The sequence below is a fragment of the Streptomyces sp. NPDC026500 genome, assembly GCF_055567635.1.
In genome coordinates this window covers 170,088-186,014 of the sequence record NZ_JBVHQB010000011.1, presented here as the reverse complement: position 1 = coordinate 186,014, position 15,927 = coordinate 170,088, and the positions used below count along the sequence as shown (strand labels likewise).

At 71.5% G+C, this 15,927-nt stretch carries 9 protein-coding genes; 5 read left to right on the top strand and 4 right to left on the bottom strand.

Annotated elements, in window-relative coordinates; genetic code table 11:
• Positions 1-47 precede the first annotated feature (47 nt).
• Both ACZ4N5_RS21605 and ACZ4N5_RS21600 read left to right on the top strand, forming a co-directional pair.
• Entirely contained in the window at positions 48-1,217 is a 1,170-nt protein-coding gene (locus ACZ4N5_RS21605; RefSeq protein WP_467758678.1) for a lactate 2-monooxygenase, read from the top strand.
• Positions 1,214-2,188, top strand: a complete 975-nt coding sequence (locus ACZ4N5_RS21600; RefSeq protein WP_467758677.1) for a 2-hydroxyacid dehydrogenase — start codon at positions 1,214-1,216, stop codon at positions 2,186-2,188. Before ACZ4N5_RS21605 ends, ACZ4N5_RS21600 begins: the two co-directional genes overlap by 4 nt.
• Before the next feature lie 249 nt (positions 2,189-2,437).
• Here the strand turns inward: ACZ4N5_RS21600 and ACZ4N5_RS21595 are convergent, their stop codons facing one another.
• The 3 genes from ACZ4N5_RS21595 to ACZ4N5_RS21585 all read right to left on the bottom strand — a co-directional run bounded on the left by ACZ4N5_RS21595 (position 2,438) and on the right by ACZ4N5_RS21585 (position 7,306).
• Positions 2,438-4,366, bottom strand: a complete 1,929-nt coding sequence (locus tag ACZ4N5_RS21595; RefSeq protein ID WP_467758676.1) for an RICIN domain-containing protein — start codon at positions 4,364-4,366, stop codon at positions 2,438-2,440.
• A gap of 721 nt (positions 4,367-5,087) precedes the next feature.
• The gene (locus tag ACZ4N5_RS21590; RefSeq protein WP_467758675.1) at positions 5,088-5,696 is read right to left on the bottom strand and encodes a hemerythrin domain-containing protein; all 609 of its coding nucleotides are present in this window, start codon (positions 5,694-5,696) and stop codon (positions 5,088-5,090) included.
• Positions 5,693-7,306, bottom strand: coding sequence for an MFS transporter (locus ACZ4N5_RS21585; RefSeq protein ID WP_467758674.1), 1,614 nt, complete (start codon positions 7,304-7,306; stop codon positions 5,693-5,695). The genes ACZ4N5_RS21590 and ACZ4N5_RS21585 overlap by 4 nt, the downstream gene beginning before the upstream one ends.
• Positions 7,307-7,495: 189 nt before the next feature.
• On the opposite strand from ACZ4N5_RS21585, the gene ACZ4N5_RS21580 reads away from it, so the two are divergent.
• Together ACZ4N5_RS21580 and qcrB are read left to right on the top strand one after the other, a co-directional pair.
• Positions 7,496-8,467: a sigma-70 family RNA polymerase sigma factor gene (locus tag ACZ4N5_RS21580; RefSeq protein WP_467758673.1), complete on the top strand. Its 972-nt coding sequence runs from the start codon at positions 7,496-7,498 to the stop codon at positions 8,465-8,467.
• The gene (gene qcrB / locus ACZ4N5_RS21575) at positions 8,464-10,047 is read left to right on the top strand and encodes a cytochrome bc1 complex cytochrome b subunit (protein ID WP_467758672.1); all 1,584 of its coding nucleotides are present in this window, start codon (positions 8,464-8,466) and stop codon (positions 10,045-10,047) included. Before ACZ4N5_RS21580 ends, qcrB begins: the two co-directional genes overlap by 4 nt.
• Here qcrB and ACZ4N5_RS21570 read toward each other — a convergent pair.
• On the bottom strand, positions 9,958-13,050 hold the full coding sequence (locus ACZ4N5_RS21570) for a glycoside hydrolase family 2 TIM barrel-domain containing protein (protein ID WP_467758671.1): 3,093 nt from the start codon (positions 13,048-13,050) through the stop codon (positions 9,958-9,960). The two genes, qcrB and ACZ4N5_RS21570, sit on opposite strands and share 90 nt — an antisense overlap.
• A gap of 256 nt (positions 13,051-13,306) precedes the next feature.
• Between ACZ4N5_RS21570 and ACZ4N5_RS21565 the strand changes: the two genes are divergently transcribed.
• Positions 13,307-15,682 carry a SpoIIE family protein phosphatase gene (locus ACZ4N5_RS21565; protein WP_467758670.1) on the top strand — a complete coding sequence of 792 codons (2,376 nt, stop codon included), beginning with the start codon at positions 13,307-13,309 and terminating at the stop codon, positions 15,680-15,682.
• Positions 15,683-15,927 lie beyond the last annotated feature (245 nt).

Sequence of the window (15,927 nt, the reverse complement as noted above, 5' to 3'; positions counted from 1 at the left end):
TCGACCTCGTACAGCGCGGTCTCAGGGACGAGAGGCGGGACGTACGGATGGCGAAGCATTGGGCCGACTTCCAGTACGAGATCTATCTGAACGGAATGACGGGCGCCGTACCGCGGCTGCCCACCGATCTGACACGGCTGGAGGAGCTCACCGAACAGCGGCTCGGCCCCGGACCGGTCGGCTATGTGGCGGGCAGCGCGGGCAACGGCAGCACGGCGCGCGCCAACCGGGACGCCCTCGACCGGCGCCGGATCGTGCCGCGCATGCTGCGGGACGTCCACGAACGCGACCTGTCCGTCGAGGTGCTGGGGCGCCCGCTGCCGGCGCCGCTCGCGCTCGCGCCGATCGGCGTGCTGTCGATCATGCACCCGGACGCGGAGTGCGCCGCGGCGCGGGCCGCCGCCGCGCAGGGCGTCCCCTACATCCTGTCCTCCGCCTCCAGCACCCCCATGGAGCAGGTCGCCGAGGCCATGGGGGACGCCGAACGCTGGTTCCAGCTGTACTGGGCGAAGGACCGCGAGGTCACCCGCAGCTTCCTTGACCGGGCGAAGGCGGCCGGGTTCACCGCGCTGTTCGTCACGCTCGACACGCCGCTGCTGGCCTGGCGCCCGCGCGATCTGGACCAGGCGTACCTGCCGTTCCTGCACGGCGTGGGCACCGCCAACTACTTCTCGGATCCGGCGTTCCGGGCCGGTCTGGCCAAGCCGGTGCACGAGGACCCGAACGCGGCCGTGATGCACTTCGTGAACATGTTCGCGGACCCCGGCAAGACCTGGCCGGATCTGGCGTTCCTGCGGGAGAACTGGGACGGGCCGATCGTCCTCAAGGGCGTCCTGCACCCGAACGACGCCCGGCGCGCCGCCGAGGCCGGGATGGACGGCGTGGTGGTCTCCAACCACGGCGGCCGGCAGGTGGCGGGGTCGGTCGCGGCCGCCGACGCGCTGCCCCGCGTGGTGGAGGCGGTGGGCGACCGGCTCACCGTGCTCTTCGACAGCGGTATCCGCACCGGCGACGACATCTTCAAGGCGCTCGCCCTCGGGGCGCGGGCGGTGCTCGTCGGACGTCCGTACGCCTATGGGCTCGGCCTCGACGGGCAGGCGGGCGTCGAACACGTCGTCCGCTGTCTGCTCGCCGAGTTCGATCTCACCCTCGCCCTGTCCGGGCACGCCCGCCCGGACTCCCTGCGCCCCGACGACCTCATCGAGGAAACCGCATGACCGTCACGAAGAACGTGCTCGCCGTCGTCTCTCCGCATGTCGGCGGCCGTACGGCGGGAGCCGCGCTCGCCACGCTCTTTCCCGGGCAGGTCCGCGTCACCGTCGTGGAGTCGACGGACGAGGACCCCGCCGCGCTGCGCGAGGCCCATGTCGTCGTCACGGGCCTCGGCCCGGTGACCGCCGAACACATCGCCGCGGCACCGGACTTGGAGCTGATCCAGTGCGCGAGCCACGGCTTCGACTACGTCGATCTGGACGCGGCCCGCGAGCGGGGCGTCCCCGTGTGCAACATCGGTTCCAGCGGCGCCGAGAAGCAGAACGTGGCCGAGCAGACCTTCGCCCTCATGCTCGCCCTGGCCAAGCAACTGGTGCCCGCCCACACCGCGTTGACCGAGGCCGACTGGGCGCTGCCCCGGCTCCAGCAGTCGATCACCGAGCTGTCCGGCAAGACGCTGGGCATCGTGGGACTCGGGCACATCGGCGAGGAAGTCGCCCGGCGCGCGGTCGCGTTCGACATGAGCGTCGTGTACTCCGGGCCCACGCCCGCGTCCGCCGAGACGGAGGCCCGGCTCGGCGCCCGTCATGTCGAACTCGACGAACTGCTGCGCATATCGGACTACGTCAGCCTGCACGCGCCGCTCACCGAGGCGACCCGGCATCTGCTGGACGCAGAGCGGCTCGCTCTGCTCAAGCCGACCGCGTTCGTCGTCAACACCTCGCGGGGCGCCCTGATCGACCAGGACGCCCTCGCGGACGCGCTGCACGCGGGCGCCCTCGCCGGAGCGGGCCTCGATGTCTTCGACCCCGAACCGCCCACCCCGGCCCTGCGGTTGCTCAAGGCGCCGAACGTGGTGCTCTCTCCGCACGTCGCCGGTGTCACCCGCGAGACCCTGGTACGGATCGCGCTGGCCGCCGTCCAGAACGCCGCGGACTTCCTGGCGGGCAAGCCGCCCCAGGACGTCGTCTCCTAGGGCCTGTCCGACACTTCGCGTCGGATCAGGCAGCGGCGTCCGGTGCCGTGCGTCGCAAGGCGGAGGGCCGCCCTCGTACCGGGCGTACTCGGGCGTGCCCGACACAGCGGCGTGGGGGTCCCCCCTGCTCGAAGAGCTTGGGGGAGTGCGGTGCCAGACGCCGCGGGCCCGGCGGGAACGGTCAGACAGGCCCTGGCCGCGCTCCCGTCGGCCCTGGTCCGCGACGGGCGGCAGCGGATCGGGGGGCCGCTAGCCGGCCTCGGTCCGCCAGCGCTGTATGTCGGAGTAGTCGCGGACCTTGACCACGATGTCGGCGCCGGGGTCCGTGGACGCGGGTGCGACGGCCAGTCCGTCGCGCCCGCGGGACAGCAACTCGCCCTCCTCGGTGAGGTCGTAGCGCATGTCCTCGCGCTGCTTCGCGTCCTCGCCGGCACAGCGGTCGAGCAGGAGGACACCGTCGTCGGCACGCGCGTCGAGGCAGAGCCCGGGACTGGCGACGCTGCGCAGCAGTCCGTCCCGCTCGTACACCCACTGCTGGGTCCAGGCGGACGAGCACACGTCCAGCGTGGCCTCGGCGCCTTCCACGGCCCTGGAGTCCCGGACGTCGAGGCACATGTCGGCGTCCATGTTGCGCAGCCGGGCCCGGTCCCCCTTGACGAAGACTCCGGCCGCGGTGGACGGGGTGGACATCACGGGCGGGACCTGAGAACCCTGGGTGGGTGACAGTGTCCGGCTGCTGCTCGCGCCGATGGCGGCCGCGGGGTCGGCGGCGCCCTCCTCGTTCGGCCACAGGCTGACCGCGAGGACGGTCGCCAGCAGGGCGGCCGACAGACCGGCCCCGGTGACCAGTGCCTGCTGCGGTACTTCCACCGGCCCGGCGGCGCGGCGCCCCGTCGGGGCGAACGGGGACACGCGACGACGGCGGCCGCCCGCACCGGGGCGCCCACCGGACGCCGGGCGCCCACCGCCTTCCGGGCGCACGTCGTCCCCGAAGCGTTCGCCCACCACCGGACGCCCACCGTCCGCCGACGCCTCACCACTCTCCAAGCGCAGGTCGTCTCCGAAGCGCTCACCCGCGCCGGGTCGCCCACGACCCGCCAGGGTCTCACCATTCTCCAAGCGCACGTCGTCCCCGAAGCGTTCGCCCACCACCGGACGCCCACCGTCCGCCGACGCCTCACCACTCTCCAAGCGCAGGTCGTCCCCGGAGCCCCCACCCGCGCCGGGTCGCCCACGACGTCCCAGGCGTCCGTCGTCCACGGGACGTTTGCCCTTGCCGGGGCGCTCACCGCCTCGCTGTCGTCGGCCGCCAAACGGGGACGCGCTCCGGTGCCGTAGTGCCTGCCGCCCGCGGCTCCGGCGGGAGTCGAAGTAGCGACGAGCGCCCCAGCCGAGCACGGACTCGGCGATCAGGACCCCCAACCCTCCCTCAAAATGGCCGAGTTGAGCCGCCGCGTAGCGGCAGTAGGAGCACTCCGCCAGATGCTGCTGGACGTCCGGCAGCAAGGCTCCACCGCGCCGGATCGGCGCGTCGAGGAGCCGGTTGTGGAAACCGCATTCTCTGGTCGGGGCGAGTTCCAGATGGGCGCGCAGGCAGGCCTGGCGAAATTGCTCGCGGGCCTGATCCCAGGCGGCGAACGCGGTGTCGGCGTCCATTCCCAAAAGGCCGGCCGGCACGGACAGCGACTCGTCCTCCACCTCGGTGTGCCACAACAGGCATCGGGCGGCGCCCGGAAGAGCGAGGAAAGCATGTTCGGCGAGCTTGCGGTTTTCGGCCGTCATGGACTTCGCCAGGCGCATACCGCGGCCCCCCGCGGGTTTCCTCAAGGCCGGCAGGGCTTCTGATATCCGGTCGTCCGCCGCCCAGTTCCGGACCGTGTCCCGTACCGTCACGAGGAGTCGGGGCCGCAGCGCGAGAGCCTGCTCGCCCTCGGCGAGGCGGTCGAGCACGTGATGGAAGGACGCCTCGGTGACCATGGAGGCGACCTGCGACGAAGTGGCGAGGCAGATCACCGCGTAGTCGTACGCCGGCCGCCAGTGCCGAGCCGTCAGCAGAGCGACGGAACGGGTGGCGTCAGCCTCCGCCCCGCCTCTCAGCACAGCGGCGAGCTCCTCGTCGGATTCGCCGAAATATCCGCCGGGCGGATGGGCGGGAAGCGGTGGGTGGGGGGTACGCACGGCGAGCGGGTTCCTTCCGAGGTGCAAAGTGGCACACAGTATGTGCTTGCCCGTCGAAAAGGAGTCCTGATTGGTGTGGACCTTTTTGACGGAGCGCCGGGAAACGGCCGGGGACGAAGGCCGTGCGGCGACCGTCGGTCAGGAGCCTCTTGAGCTCGTCGACAGCCAGGAATGGCGAACAGCGATTCAGACCCGGCCATTGGCCAAGCGCAGGAGGCTCACCTTCGCACAACACACTCGTGACCAACAAGGCGCACCAGTGAGATCGACCTTATTGAAAGAATGTCAAAAGCGGTCGGCAACTCAGCCAGGTCGTACCGGCTTTCGATATTTCATGCGCCCCGTGTGAACCGTGCGCACGCGCCGGGCTCTCTCGCACGCTCCCGGCGCACAGAACTCCGTAGTCCACTGAGACCGGCCCTTCTCGAAGGCCCCGCGCGGGACGGCGGCTCTCCCGCGCGAAACCGGCCGCCGACCCCGATCTTCCCGCCCTCGGTCGGCGGCCCCGAGAAGGCTCGGGTTCCCCGTATGGGAGCCCGAGCCCCCGGCGCCCCGCACGGTCCGGGCGCCCCGCACGGGCATCCCCGCACGGTCCAGGCGCGCCCCGCACGGGCACCCCGGACAGTCCAGGCGCGCCGCACGGTCCGAGCGCCCCACGCGGTTCCGGCGCCCCGCGCCACCTCGGCGCGAACCCTGCCTCGGATCTGCCCGCGCCGCCGGGTCAGCTCCCCCACACACCGCGCCTGCGGTAGCCCGGCTCCCAGACGAGCCGGTTGAGGACGCGGACCGGCGGGGGCAGCGCGCCGAGGAACACGGCGCGGTCGGCGGGCGGGATGCCGTCCACGATCCACGGCACGAACACGGCCGCCCCGCGCAGGCCCTGCGTCCTGCGGATGGCTCCGGTGAAGGCGGCCCAGTCCGCGGGGGTGAGCACCTCCTGGATGAGCGGCAGGGCGCTCCCCTCCTCGTGCGCGAGGTGGTCGTCGAGCGTGGTCGCCAGGGTGTGCACCAGCGCGGGGAGTTCGGCCGAGCCGTCCCGCAACGCCCTTTCCACGGCGGCCAGTTGCGGGTCGAGCCGGGCGTGTTCGGCCTCCATCTCCGCGAGCAGGGCGAGGTCCCGGGGGCGGCCCTCGACCCTGCGTGACACGCGCGGCCACAGGTCGCTGTCCTCGGCGGTGTGGTGGATGTGCAGCTGGTGCGTGAAGTCGGCCCAGCCGGCGCGGACCGGTGGGGTGAACGCGGTGCCGTCCGCGGCCGCCTTGCCGAGCCGGTCCAGGTCGCGCCGGAAGGCGTCGTGGGCGGCGTACATGATGGTGAGGTCGATGCTCATGAGCTCGCTTCCTCCAGTTCGGGTTCGTACACGGGCAGGGCGTGCGGGTTGGCGGACGGGCCGCGGTGACGGCGTACGGAGAGACAGGCGAGCGCGCCGGTCAGCAGGACTCCGGCGGAGACCAGGACGGCGGGGCCCATCGCGTCCACGAAGCCGTGGCCGAACACCTGGCCGCCGAGCTCCCGCATGCGGTCGGCGATGTCGTGCGGCACGCCGGCCGGGGCGCCGGTCGTCTGCCGGGCGGACACGTCGGACTCGGCCCGGGAGAAGGCCGCGACGAAGCCCTCGCGGTATCCGGCGGGGAGCTGTCCGGCGCGCTGCCGTGCCTGGTCGGTGAGCGAGTGGGCGAGCTGTGCCTGGAGCACGGCCCCGACGACGGCGCCCGCGAGGACCGAACCGACCTGCCGCAGCGCGTTGTTCACGCCCGCGGCCGCGCCGGACAGCGGTGCCGGGACATTGCGCATGACCTCGGTGGCCATCGGCGCGAAGGTGCAGCCGGCGCCCAGCCCGGCCAGGAAGAGCGGGAAGGCGACCGCCGTCCAGCTCGATCCGACGTCGGTCGCGGCCACGATCCAGACCAGGGCGGCGGCCCAGGCGAGCAGCCCGCTCATCAGGATGTACTTGCCGCCGATCCGGTCCGCGAGGACTCCCGCGGGTCCGGCCATGACGAACGAACCGAGGGCGAGCGGCAGCATCACGAGTCCGGACTTGAGCGCGCTGAAGCCGAGGACGGACTGGAGGTAGATGGTCAGGGGCAGGAACATCCCGATGACGCCGAAGGAAACCGTGACGCCCACGAAGTTGATGAGAGTGAAGTTGCGGTCCTTGAAGAGCGAGAACGGGACGAGCGGATCGCGGGTCTGCCGGCCGCGCTCATGGACGAGGAACCCGGCGAAGAGAGCCGCGGCCGCGCCGAACAGCGCCCGGATCCAGCCGTTCCAGTCGTAGCGCTGCCCCTCGGTCAGGCCGAACGCCAGACAGAACAGGGCGCCTGAGGCGAGCACGACGCCGAAGGTGTCGAAGCGGTGCCGTACCGAGCGTCGGGTGCCCGGGATGATCGCCAGGGCGAGCACCAGCACCAGGACGCCGAGCGGCAGATTGACGTAGAAGATCCAGCGCCAGTCGAGATGAGTGATCAATGCGCCGCCGATGATCGGCCCGAGGGCTCCGGAGATCCCCGCGACGGCACCCCACACACCCATCGCCGCGCCCCGCCGGTCGGCCGGGAACACCTCGGCGATGATCGACAGGGTCTGCGGCATGAGCAGCGCGGCGCCGAGGCCCTGCACCGCGCGGAACGTGATCAGCTGCGCCGGGCTCTGCGCGAGGCCGCAGGCCAGGCTCGCGACCGTGAAGAGGGCGACGCCCGCGACGAAGAGGTTCCGTTTGCCGCGCAGGTCACCGAGGCGCCCCGCGGTGATCAGCAGGACGGCGAGGGCGAGGGTGTAGGCGTTGACGACCCACAGGATCTCGTCGAGGGAGGCGTCCAGGTCCTGGCCCATGTCGGGGATCGCGATGTTCACGATCGTCAGGTCCAGGAGCGTCATGAAGAACCCGAGGGAGAGCGTGACGAGGATCGCCCAGGGGTTGCCGTGCCATTTCTTGAACACGATGCGTGTCTCCTTGTGCCGGGGCATCGGAGTGCCGCGTAGGCGGACTCGCGATCAAGAGGGCGGTCGGCGCGGCCGGTGTGACGCACGGAACCCGGCATGAGACGTACGTCACATTTCGGCCGTCTGATGTCACATTCGGGCCCTCTTCTCCCCTCGCAGTGGTGAGCGCATCAAGGGAGGCGAGCCATGTCCGAAAGTCCCGAGGCCGTCGTCGACGGCCCGACGCGGGTCTTCGTCGAGCACCGCGAGCTGCTGTTCGCGATCGTCTACAACATCCTCGGAACCGTCGCCGACACCGAGGACGTGCTCCAGGAGACCTGGCTGTCATGGACAGGCCGCGCCCGGCGCGCTCCCCTCGAGGACATCGGCAACCCGCGCGCCTACCTCGTGCGCATCGCTGTCAACCACGCGCTCGCCCGGCGCGCCGCCATCACCCGCCGACGCGAGACCTATGTGGGCCCCTGGCTGCCGGAGCCCCTGCTCGACGAGCCGGCCACCGCCGAGCGCGCCGACGACCGCGCCCTGCGCTCCGAGTCCGTCTCGCTCGCGATGCTGGTCGTCCTGGAGTCGCTGACCCCGCTGGAGCGCGCGGTGTTCGTCCTCAACGAGGTGTTCGGCTATCCGCACACCGAGATCGCGCAGGTCATCGACCGCAGTCCCGCGGCGGTCCGCCAGCTCGCGCACCGCGCCCGGGAACACGTGCACGCCCGCCGTCCGCTCTACCGGGCCCATCCCCGTGTCCGCAGGCAGGCGACCGAACGCTTCGTGGACGCGGCGCTCGGCGGTGACATCACCGCGCTGATGGAGATCCTCGCGCCCGATGTCACGGTGTGGACGGACGGCGGCGGCAAGGCCCGCTCGGCCGGTCTGCGGCCGGTGCGCGGACGGGACAAGGCGGCACGTCTGCTGGCCGGCTACGCCACCCGCCGTGGTGCCGGTCTCGACGTCCGCTACCGGCGGGTCAACGGCGACGACTCCGCGGTGGTCTTCGACGGCTCCTCGCCCTACGCCGTCATGGTCATGGACCTCACCCCGGACGGCGAGCAGGTGTCCGACGTCTACATCGTCACCAATCCCGAGAAGCTGACGCACGTCCGGCGCGACGAGGAAGCCGATGCGGACGGGTTCGGCGAGGCGGCCGAGGGGAGGCGCGCATGACGGCCCCCGGCACCGGACGAACGGGCGAACGGGCGGCCTCCGGCGGGCGGGCGGCCTCCGGGGAGCGGGTCGCCGACTGGCTCGACGGCCGCCTCGGTCTCCACTCCCTCGGCAGGCGGTACCTGCGCAAGGTCTTCCCGGACCACTGGTCCTTCCTTCTCGGCGAGATATGCCTCTACAGCTTCGCCGTCCTCGTCCTCACCGGCGTCTACCTCACTCTGTTCTTCCATCCGTCGATGAACGAGGTGGTCTACCACGGCAGTTACGTCCCGCTGAACGGCATCCGGATGTCCGAGGCGTACGCCTCCACGCTGGACATCAGTTTCGACGTGCGGGGCGGGCTGCTCATCCGGCAGATCCACCACTGGGCCGCGCTCGTGTTCGTCGCCGCGATGCTCACGCACATGATGCGGCACTTCTTCACGGGCTCGTTCCGCAAGCCCCGCGAGGTGAACTGGGTCTTCGGCTGGACGCTGCTGCTCCTCGGCATGTTCGAGGGCCTGTTCGGCTACTCGCTGCCGGACGACCTGCTGTCCGGGACGGGGCTCAGGTTCGTGAACGGGGCGCTCCTCGCGACGCCGGTCGTCGGCACGTACCTGTCCCTCTTCCTGTTCGGCGGGGAGTTCCCGGGGCATGACATCGTGGCCCGCTTCTACGCGCTGCACGTCCTGCTGATCCCGGGCATCATGGCGGCGCTCGTCGTGGCCCATCTGATCCTGGTCGTGTACCACAAGCACACCCAGTTCGCGGGGCCGGGAAGGACCGAACGCAACGTCGTGGGAACGCCGTTCATGCCGGTCTATCTCGCGAAGGCGGGCGGCTTCTTCTTCCTGGTGTTCGGTGTCCTCGCGGTGATCGCGGCGGTCGCGACCATCAACCCGGTCTGGGCGTACGGCCCTTACCACGCCGACCAGGTGTCGACGGGCGCCCAGCCCGACTGGTACCTGGGATTCGCCGAGGGACTGGTGCGGGTGATGCCGGGCTGGGAGATCACGTTGTGGGGCCACACCCTCGTGCTCGGTGTGCTCGTCCCCGTCCTCGTGTTCCCGCTGCTCCTGATCGCCATCGGCGTGTACCCGTTCGTCGAGGCCTGGATCACGGGCGACCGGCGCGAGCACCATCTGCTGGACCGGCCCCGCAACCGGCCGGTCCGCACCGCGCTCGGGGCGGCCTGGATCAGCCTGTATCTGATCCTGCTCGCGGGCGGCGGCAACGACATCGTCGCGACCCGCTTCCATCTGTCGATCAACACGGTGACGTGGACGGTGCGGATCTCCCTGCTGGTCGTCCCCGTCGTCGCGTTCGTCGTGACACGGCGCTTCTGTCTGGGTCTGCAGCTGCGGGACCGCGAGCTGGTGGCGCACGGCCGTGCGACGGGCGTCGTCAGGCGCCTGCCGCACGGCGAGTACGTCGAGGTGCACCGTCCGCTCGGCCCGGCCGAGCTCCACACGCTCACCGAGCACGAGCGGCGGGCCCTCGCCCCCGGCCCGTCAGACGACCGGGACCTCCAGCCGGCTGATCCGCAGTCCGCCGTCGGCGGCGCCCGGGTGCCCGCTCGCCATGACGAGACGCAGCCGTGAGCCGCGTACCGCGTCGAAGGTGATCACGGTCGGCGCGTCCGCCGTCGTGGCCCAGTCGACGGCCGCCCCTCGCACCGGCACATACCGCTCGCCGTCCCACACCGAGACCTCCACGCCGGCCGGGCGGGTGTGGGTCGCGTCGACGGTGAAGGAGACCTCGACCCGGTCCACGCGGCGGGGGCGCGCCCAGGTGACCGAGACCCAGTCCTCGGGGCGGGCCCCGCTGAACGCGGGAAGCAGCGCCGTGGCGGACTTGTAGAAGGCGTTGGACCAGCCGGTGGCCGCGTCGCCGTCGAGCATCGCGGCCGGCAGCGAGTCCGGGCGGCCCGAGTAACCGGCGTCCGCGTAAGGGTAGTCGGGGGCTGCCGGGTGGTCGGACGGGAACGGCGTCGCGGGCGTGGTCGCCCGGGACCCGGCGGGGGTGGCGCGTACGGTCGTGGAGCCCGTACGCAGTCCCGGAGCCCGCGCGGTCACCTTCAGGGCGCACGGCTTCGTCCCGGAGCGGACGACGGCAAGTGCCTTGCCGTGGAAGGCGGTTCGGGTGCTCGCCTGATAGCGCTCGGCGCTCTCCTGGCGGCCGTTGTCGAGGCCGGCGAGGGATCCGCCGTCGACGTCGAACGCGATCGGGTGTTCCGCGTCGGGCACGACGACACCATGGGCGTCGACCACTTCGGCGGTCACGAACACCAGCGAACGGCCGTCCGCCCCGAACGAGGTACGGTCCGGCGTCAGCCGGATCGCGTGCGCGGCCCCGGCCGTGTGCAGGACGTCCGTCGCGACCGTCCTGCCGTCGTGCCGGGCCACCGCCTTCAACTCCCCGGGCGCGTACGGGACTTTCCAGACGAGATGCAGTTTGCCCGCGCTGCCGTTCGGACTTGTGTAACTCCCGGGATACGGGCCGTCGGTGAAGGTCTTGTCGTCGCCGGTCGCTTCCGTGGTCTCCAGGTACGTACGCCCGTCGGTGGTCTTCTTGGTGTCGAACGTCCGCGTGCCGAGCGACTTCCCGTTGAGGAACAGTTCGACGGTGTCGACGTTCGCGTAGGCCCAGACCTCGACGGTGTCCCCCACCGTGTGGTTCCAGCTCATGGGCAGCAGGTGGACCATGGGCTCGCTCGTCCACTGGCTCCTGAACAGGTGGTACATGTCCTTCGGGAAGCCGGCGGTGTCGACCGCGCCGAAGAAGGAGGCCTTCACCGGGAAGACGTCGTACGGCGTGGGCTCGCCTATGTAGTCGATGCCCGACCACAGGAACTCGCCCGCGAACCACTTGCGGTCCCGGTCCTTCTTGTGACCGTACTCGCCGCTCATCGTCCAGGAGGCGAGGTTGTTGTCATAGGAGGAGACCGCGCGCCTGCCAGGGGTGTGGTTCTCCCCGGTGTTGAGGTGTTCCGGCTCCTGGTACGCGGAGCGGGTCGAGGTCTCGGACGACGACTCGGACTCGAAGAGGAACAGGCGGGGGTAGGCGGCGTGCAGCGCGTCCACCGACTTGGCGGTGTTGTAGTTGAGGCCGAGACCGTCGAGCTTGGCGAGCATGAGGTCGGCCGCGGAACCCTTCGCGGGCACGCGGCGGTACTTGTCCGAGCCGATGACCAGCGGGCGGGTGTCGTCCGCGGCCCTGATGGCGCCGATGACCCGGTCGGCCATGGCGAGCCCGGCGGTGGAGGTGGAGTCGGGAATCTCGTTGCCGATGGACCACAGCACCACGGCGGGCGAGTTACGGGCCGCGAGGACCATCTCGGTGGCGTCCTTCTCGCACCACTCGTCGAAGAAACGGCCGTAGTCGTGGGCCGTCTTGCCGGTCCGCCAGCAGTCGAAGGCCTCCACCATCATCACGATGCCGAGCTCCTCGCAGACCTGGACGATCTGCGGCGAGGGCGGGTTGTGGGAGGTGCGGAACGCGTTGACGCCCATCGACTTCATGATGGTCATCTGGCGGCGTACGGCGTCGATGCTGATCGCCGCGCCGAGGGCGCCCTGGTCGTGATGCAGGTCGACGCCCTTGATCTTGGCGTACGTTCCGTTGAGGTGGAATCCCTCGTCCGGGTCGAAGCGGACCGTGCGGATGCCGAACGGCGTGCGGAACGTGTCGACGACGGCGCTGCCGACGCGCAGTTCGGTCTCCAGGGTGTAGCGGTGCTCCGGGGTGGCGAAGTCCCACAACTTCGGTTTGTCGACGGTGAGTTCGTGGGTCTCGTCGGTCCGTTCGCCGACGGTGACCGTGGTGGCCGTACGGGCGGCGGTCCGGCCGTCGGGGCCGACGATCCGTGAGACCACCTGGACGTCGGCCGGGGCACCGGTCTCGTTGACGACCGTGCTCCGGGCCCGGACGACGGCACGCTCCCCGTCGACCTCCGGCGTCGTCACCCGGGTCCCCCAGCGCGCGACGTGGACCGACTCCGTCACGACCAGTCGGGCGTCGCGGTAGATGCCGCTGCCCGAGTACCAGCGGCTGCTGGGGAGTTGGTTGCGCACCTGGACCGCGATGACGTTCGCGGTGCCGCCGTCCGTGTGCAGCAGGCCGGTCAGGTCGAACGCGAAGCCGGTGTACCCGTAGGGGTGGCGGCCGACTTCCTCGCCGTTGCAGTAGACGGAGGCGTCCATGTACACCCCGTCGAACTCCACGGAGATCCGTTTGCCGGCGAAGGCGGACGGCAGAGTGAAGGCGGTGCGGTACCAGCCGAGGCCGCCGGGGAAGAATCCAGTGCCACTGGTGGTGCCGTATTCCGTGGTGGGGGCCTGCTCGATGCTCCAGTCGTGCGGCACGGCCACCGCGCGCCACGCCGAGTCGTCGTAACCGGGCTGCTCGGCCCCCGTGTAGGCGCCGGTCGGGTCGGTGATGTTGCCCGGGTCGACCAGCGCGAAGCGCCAGCCGTCGCGCAGCGCGAGTGTGCGCCGTCCCCCGGCGTTCCCGGCGGACGCCGGCCGGGCGTCGGCGGCGCCCGGGAGCGCGACGGCGGGTACGGCCGTTCCTGCGATCAATACCGATCTTCGAGTGACCGTCACGGCGGCTCTCCCTCATCAGGTCCCATAAGTGATCACAACTGATCGCGAACAAACAGATTCTGACGGAGGGACACACAGCGGCGTCAAGGGTCAGGCCGTCACTTCCGTACGGCGAGCCTCAGCGGCCGAAAACGCGCCGTACGAATGGCTGTCCGAGCCGTCCACGTTCGGGGGTGCGCGAGACTCCCAGCCACTAGGCTGGAACCCGGACGACGCGCTTGTTCACGGTGAGTGTGCACAAGGGAAAGTGGCGACGATGAGCCCGGTCCACCCTCTCGACGAGGCCGCCACCGCGCGGGCGGTCATCGACGGGAACGGCACCCTGATCCGCTGGAGCGAGGGCGCCCGTCGGCTCCTGGGCTACGCACCCGAGGAGGTCGTGGGCCGCCCGGCGGCGGATCTCCTCGCCCCCGCGGACACCGCCCCGCCCACGGGGTCCACCGGCGACCGCCGGAACGGGGTGCTCGCCCTGCGCCACCGCGACGGCCGGGTCCTGTCCGTGTGGCTGCTCGCCCACCGCCTCGACCGGAGCGGCGAATGGCTCGTGCTCACCCCGCTGGACGGCCGGGAGCCACCCACCGTGGACGACCCGCTGATCCGCGCGGTCCTCGCCCAGGCACCCTGCGCCATGGCCGTCTACGACGAACGGCTGCGGCTGTACGGCATCAATGACGCGATGTCCGAGGTGGTCGGCCTCCCGGAGGACCGCATCCGGGGTCTGCGGATCTCCGAGATCGGCGACCGGCGGGCCGGCGAGCAGCTGGAGCGCGAGATGGCCGCGGTCCTCGCCTCCGGCCGGGGGCGTGACGTGGAGACGTACGCGCGCAGCGGCGGTGAGGAGCGGGCGCACCACTGGCTCGCGCGGATCGCCCCGTTGACCGACACCCACGGGCGGGTGCTCGGCGTGTGTCTGGCCGCGCACGACTTCACGGAGCAGTACCGGGCCCGGAAGCGGCTTCAGCTCGTCAACGAGGCGAGCGAGCGCATCGGCACCACCCTCGACGTCACCCGGACGGCCCAGGAGCTGGCCGACGTCTGCGTCCCCGCGCTCGCCGACTTCGTCAGCGTCGATCTGCTGGACCCCCCGGAGAACGGCGGCGAGTACCGCGTCGAACCGCCGACCGCCCCGATCATGCTCCGCCGCGCCGCCCACCGGTCGGTGCACACCGGCGATCCGGAAGCGGTCGTCGAACCCGGCGACGTCGACGTCTATCCCGCGTCCTCCCCGCAGGCCGACTCCCTGATCGCCGGCCGGCCGCTCGTCGCACCGAACGCGACCGGCACGCTGGAGGAATGGCTGAGCTGGGACGGACTGCGCGGCAAGCAGGTCCGGGAGTACGGCATCCACGCCACCATGTCGGTACCCGTCCGGGCCCGCGGCCGGACCCTCGGGGTCGTCGTACTCAGCCGGTTCCGGCGGCCCGAACCCTTCACCACCGACGACGTACTGCTCGCCGAGGAGGTCACGGCCAGGGCCGCCGTCTGCATCGACAACGCCCGCCGCTTCTCCCGCGAGCGCCAGACCGCGCTGGCCCTCCAGCGCAGCCTGCTCCCCCAGTCCCTCCCCCGGACGGCGGCCCTGGAGGCGGCGTCGCGCTATCTGCCCGCGGCGCGGGCCGGGGTGGGCGGCGACTGGTTCGATGTGATCCCGCTGTCCGGGATGCGGGTCGCCATGGTCGTCGGCGATGTCATCGGCAACGGCATCCAGGCCTCGGCGACGATGGGCCGACTGCGCACCGCCGTCCGCACCCTCGCCGACATCGACCTGGCCCCGGACGAGCTGCTCACCCACCTCGACGACCTCGTCGTACGGCTGTCCGCCGAGGCCGGGTCCCAGGGGACCACCGGGGAGGTCGGCGCCACCTGCGTCTACGCGGTGTACGACCCGGTCTCCCGGCGCTGCACCCTCGCCAGCGCGGGCCACCCACCGCCCCTCGTCCTGCCGCCGGACGGCCCGCCCCGGCAGATCGACGTACCGCCCGGTCCGGCGCTCGGCCTGGGCGGGCTGCCGTTCGAGTCCGTCGAGCTCGACCTGCCGGAGGGCACGGTGCTCGCGCTGTACACCGACGGCCTGCTCGAAAGCCGCGAACGGGACGTCGACACCGGCCTCCGGCTGTTCTGCCGGGCGCTGGAGGAGTCCTCGCGGTCCCTGGAGGGGGCGGCCCACGCGATCCTCCAGACGCTGCTTCCCGCGGGCGGCGCCCCGGACGACGTGGCGCTGCTCCTCGCCCGTACCCATGGCCTCGCCCCGTCCGATGTGGCGACCTGGGACATTCCCGCCGACCCCGCCCTCGTCGCGCCGATCCGCAAGCAGGTCGCCGATCAGCTGGAGGTCTGGGAGCTGACCGTGGCCACGTTCACGGCCGAACTCGTGGTGAGCGAGCTGGTCACCAACGCCATCCGCTACGGCGAGCCGCCCATCCGGCTGCGGCTCATCCATGACGCCGAGACCCTGATCTGCGAGGTCTCGGACAGCAGCCACACCGCGCCGCATCTGCGCCGCGCGAAGACCTTCGACGAGGGCGGACGCGGGCTGCTCCTCGTCGCCCAGCTCACCCAGCGCTGGGGCAGCCGGCACACCCCGGAGGGGAAGACCATCTGGGCGGAGCTGTCGCTTCTCGGCGAGGAGTGAAAGCCGTTCGGGGGTGACGTGCGGGGCGGGTCGGCGACGCGGGGGCAGGGCGTAGGCGGGCGGGCGGCGGGGTGTCTGATGTGATGGAGGGCGCCGCCATCACCGCCCGGAGGACCCGATCCTGAACAGCCCACTCGTCCAAGCCATCTCCGGCACGGCCGGCACCCCGCTCGTCGGGGCGCTCTCCACGGGGCCCGGCGATCACCTCGCCGGAACTCTCTCCACCGGGCCCGGCACGCATGTCG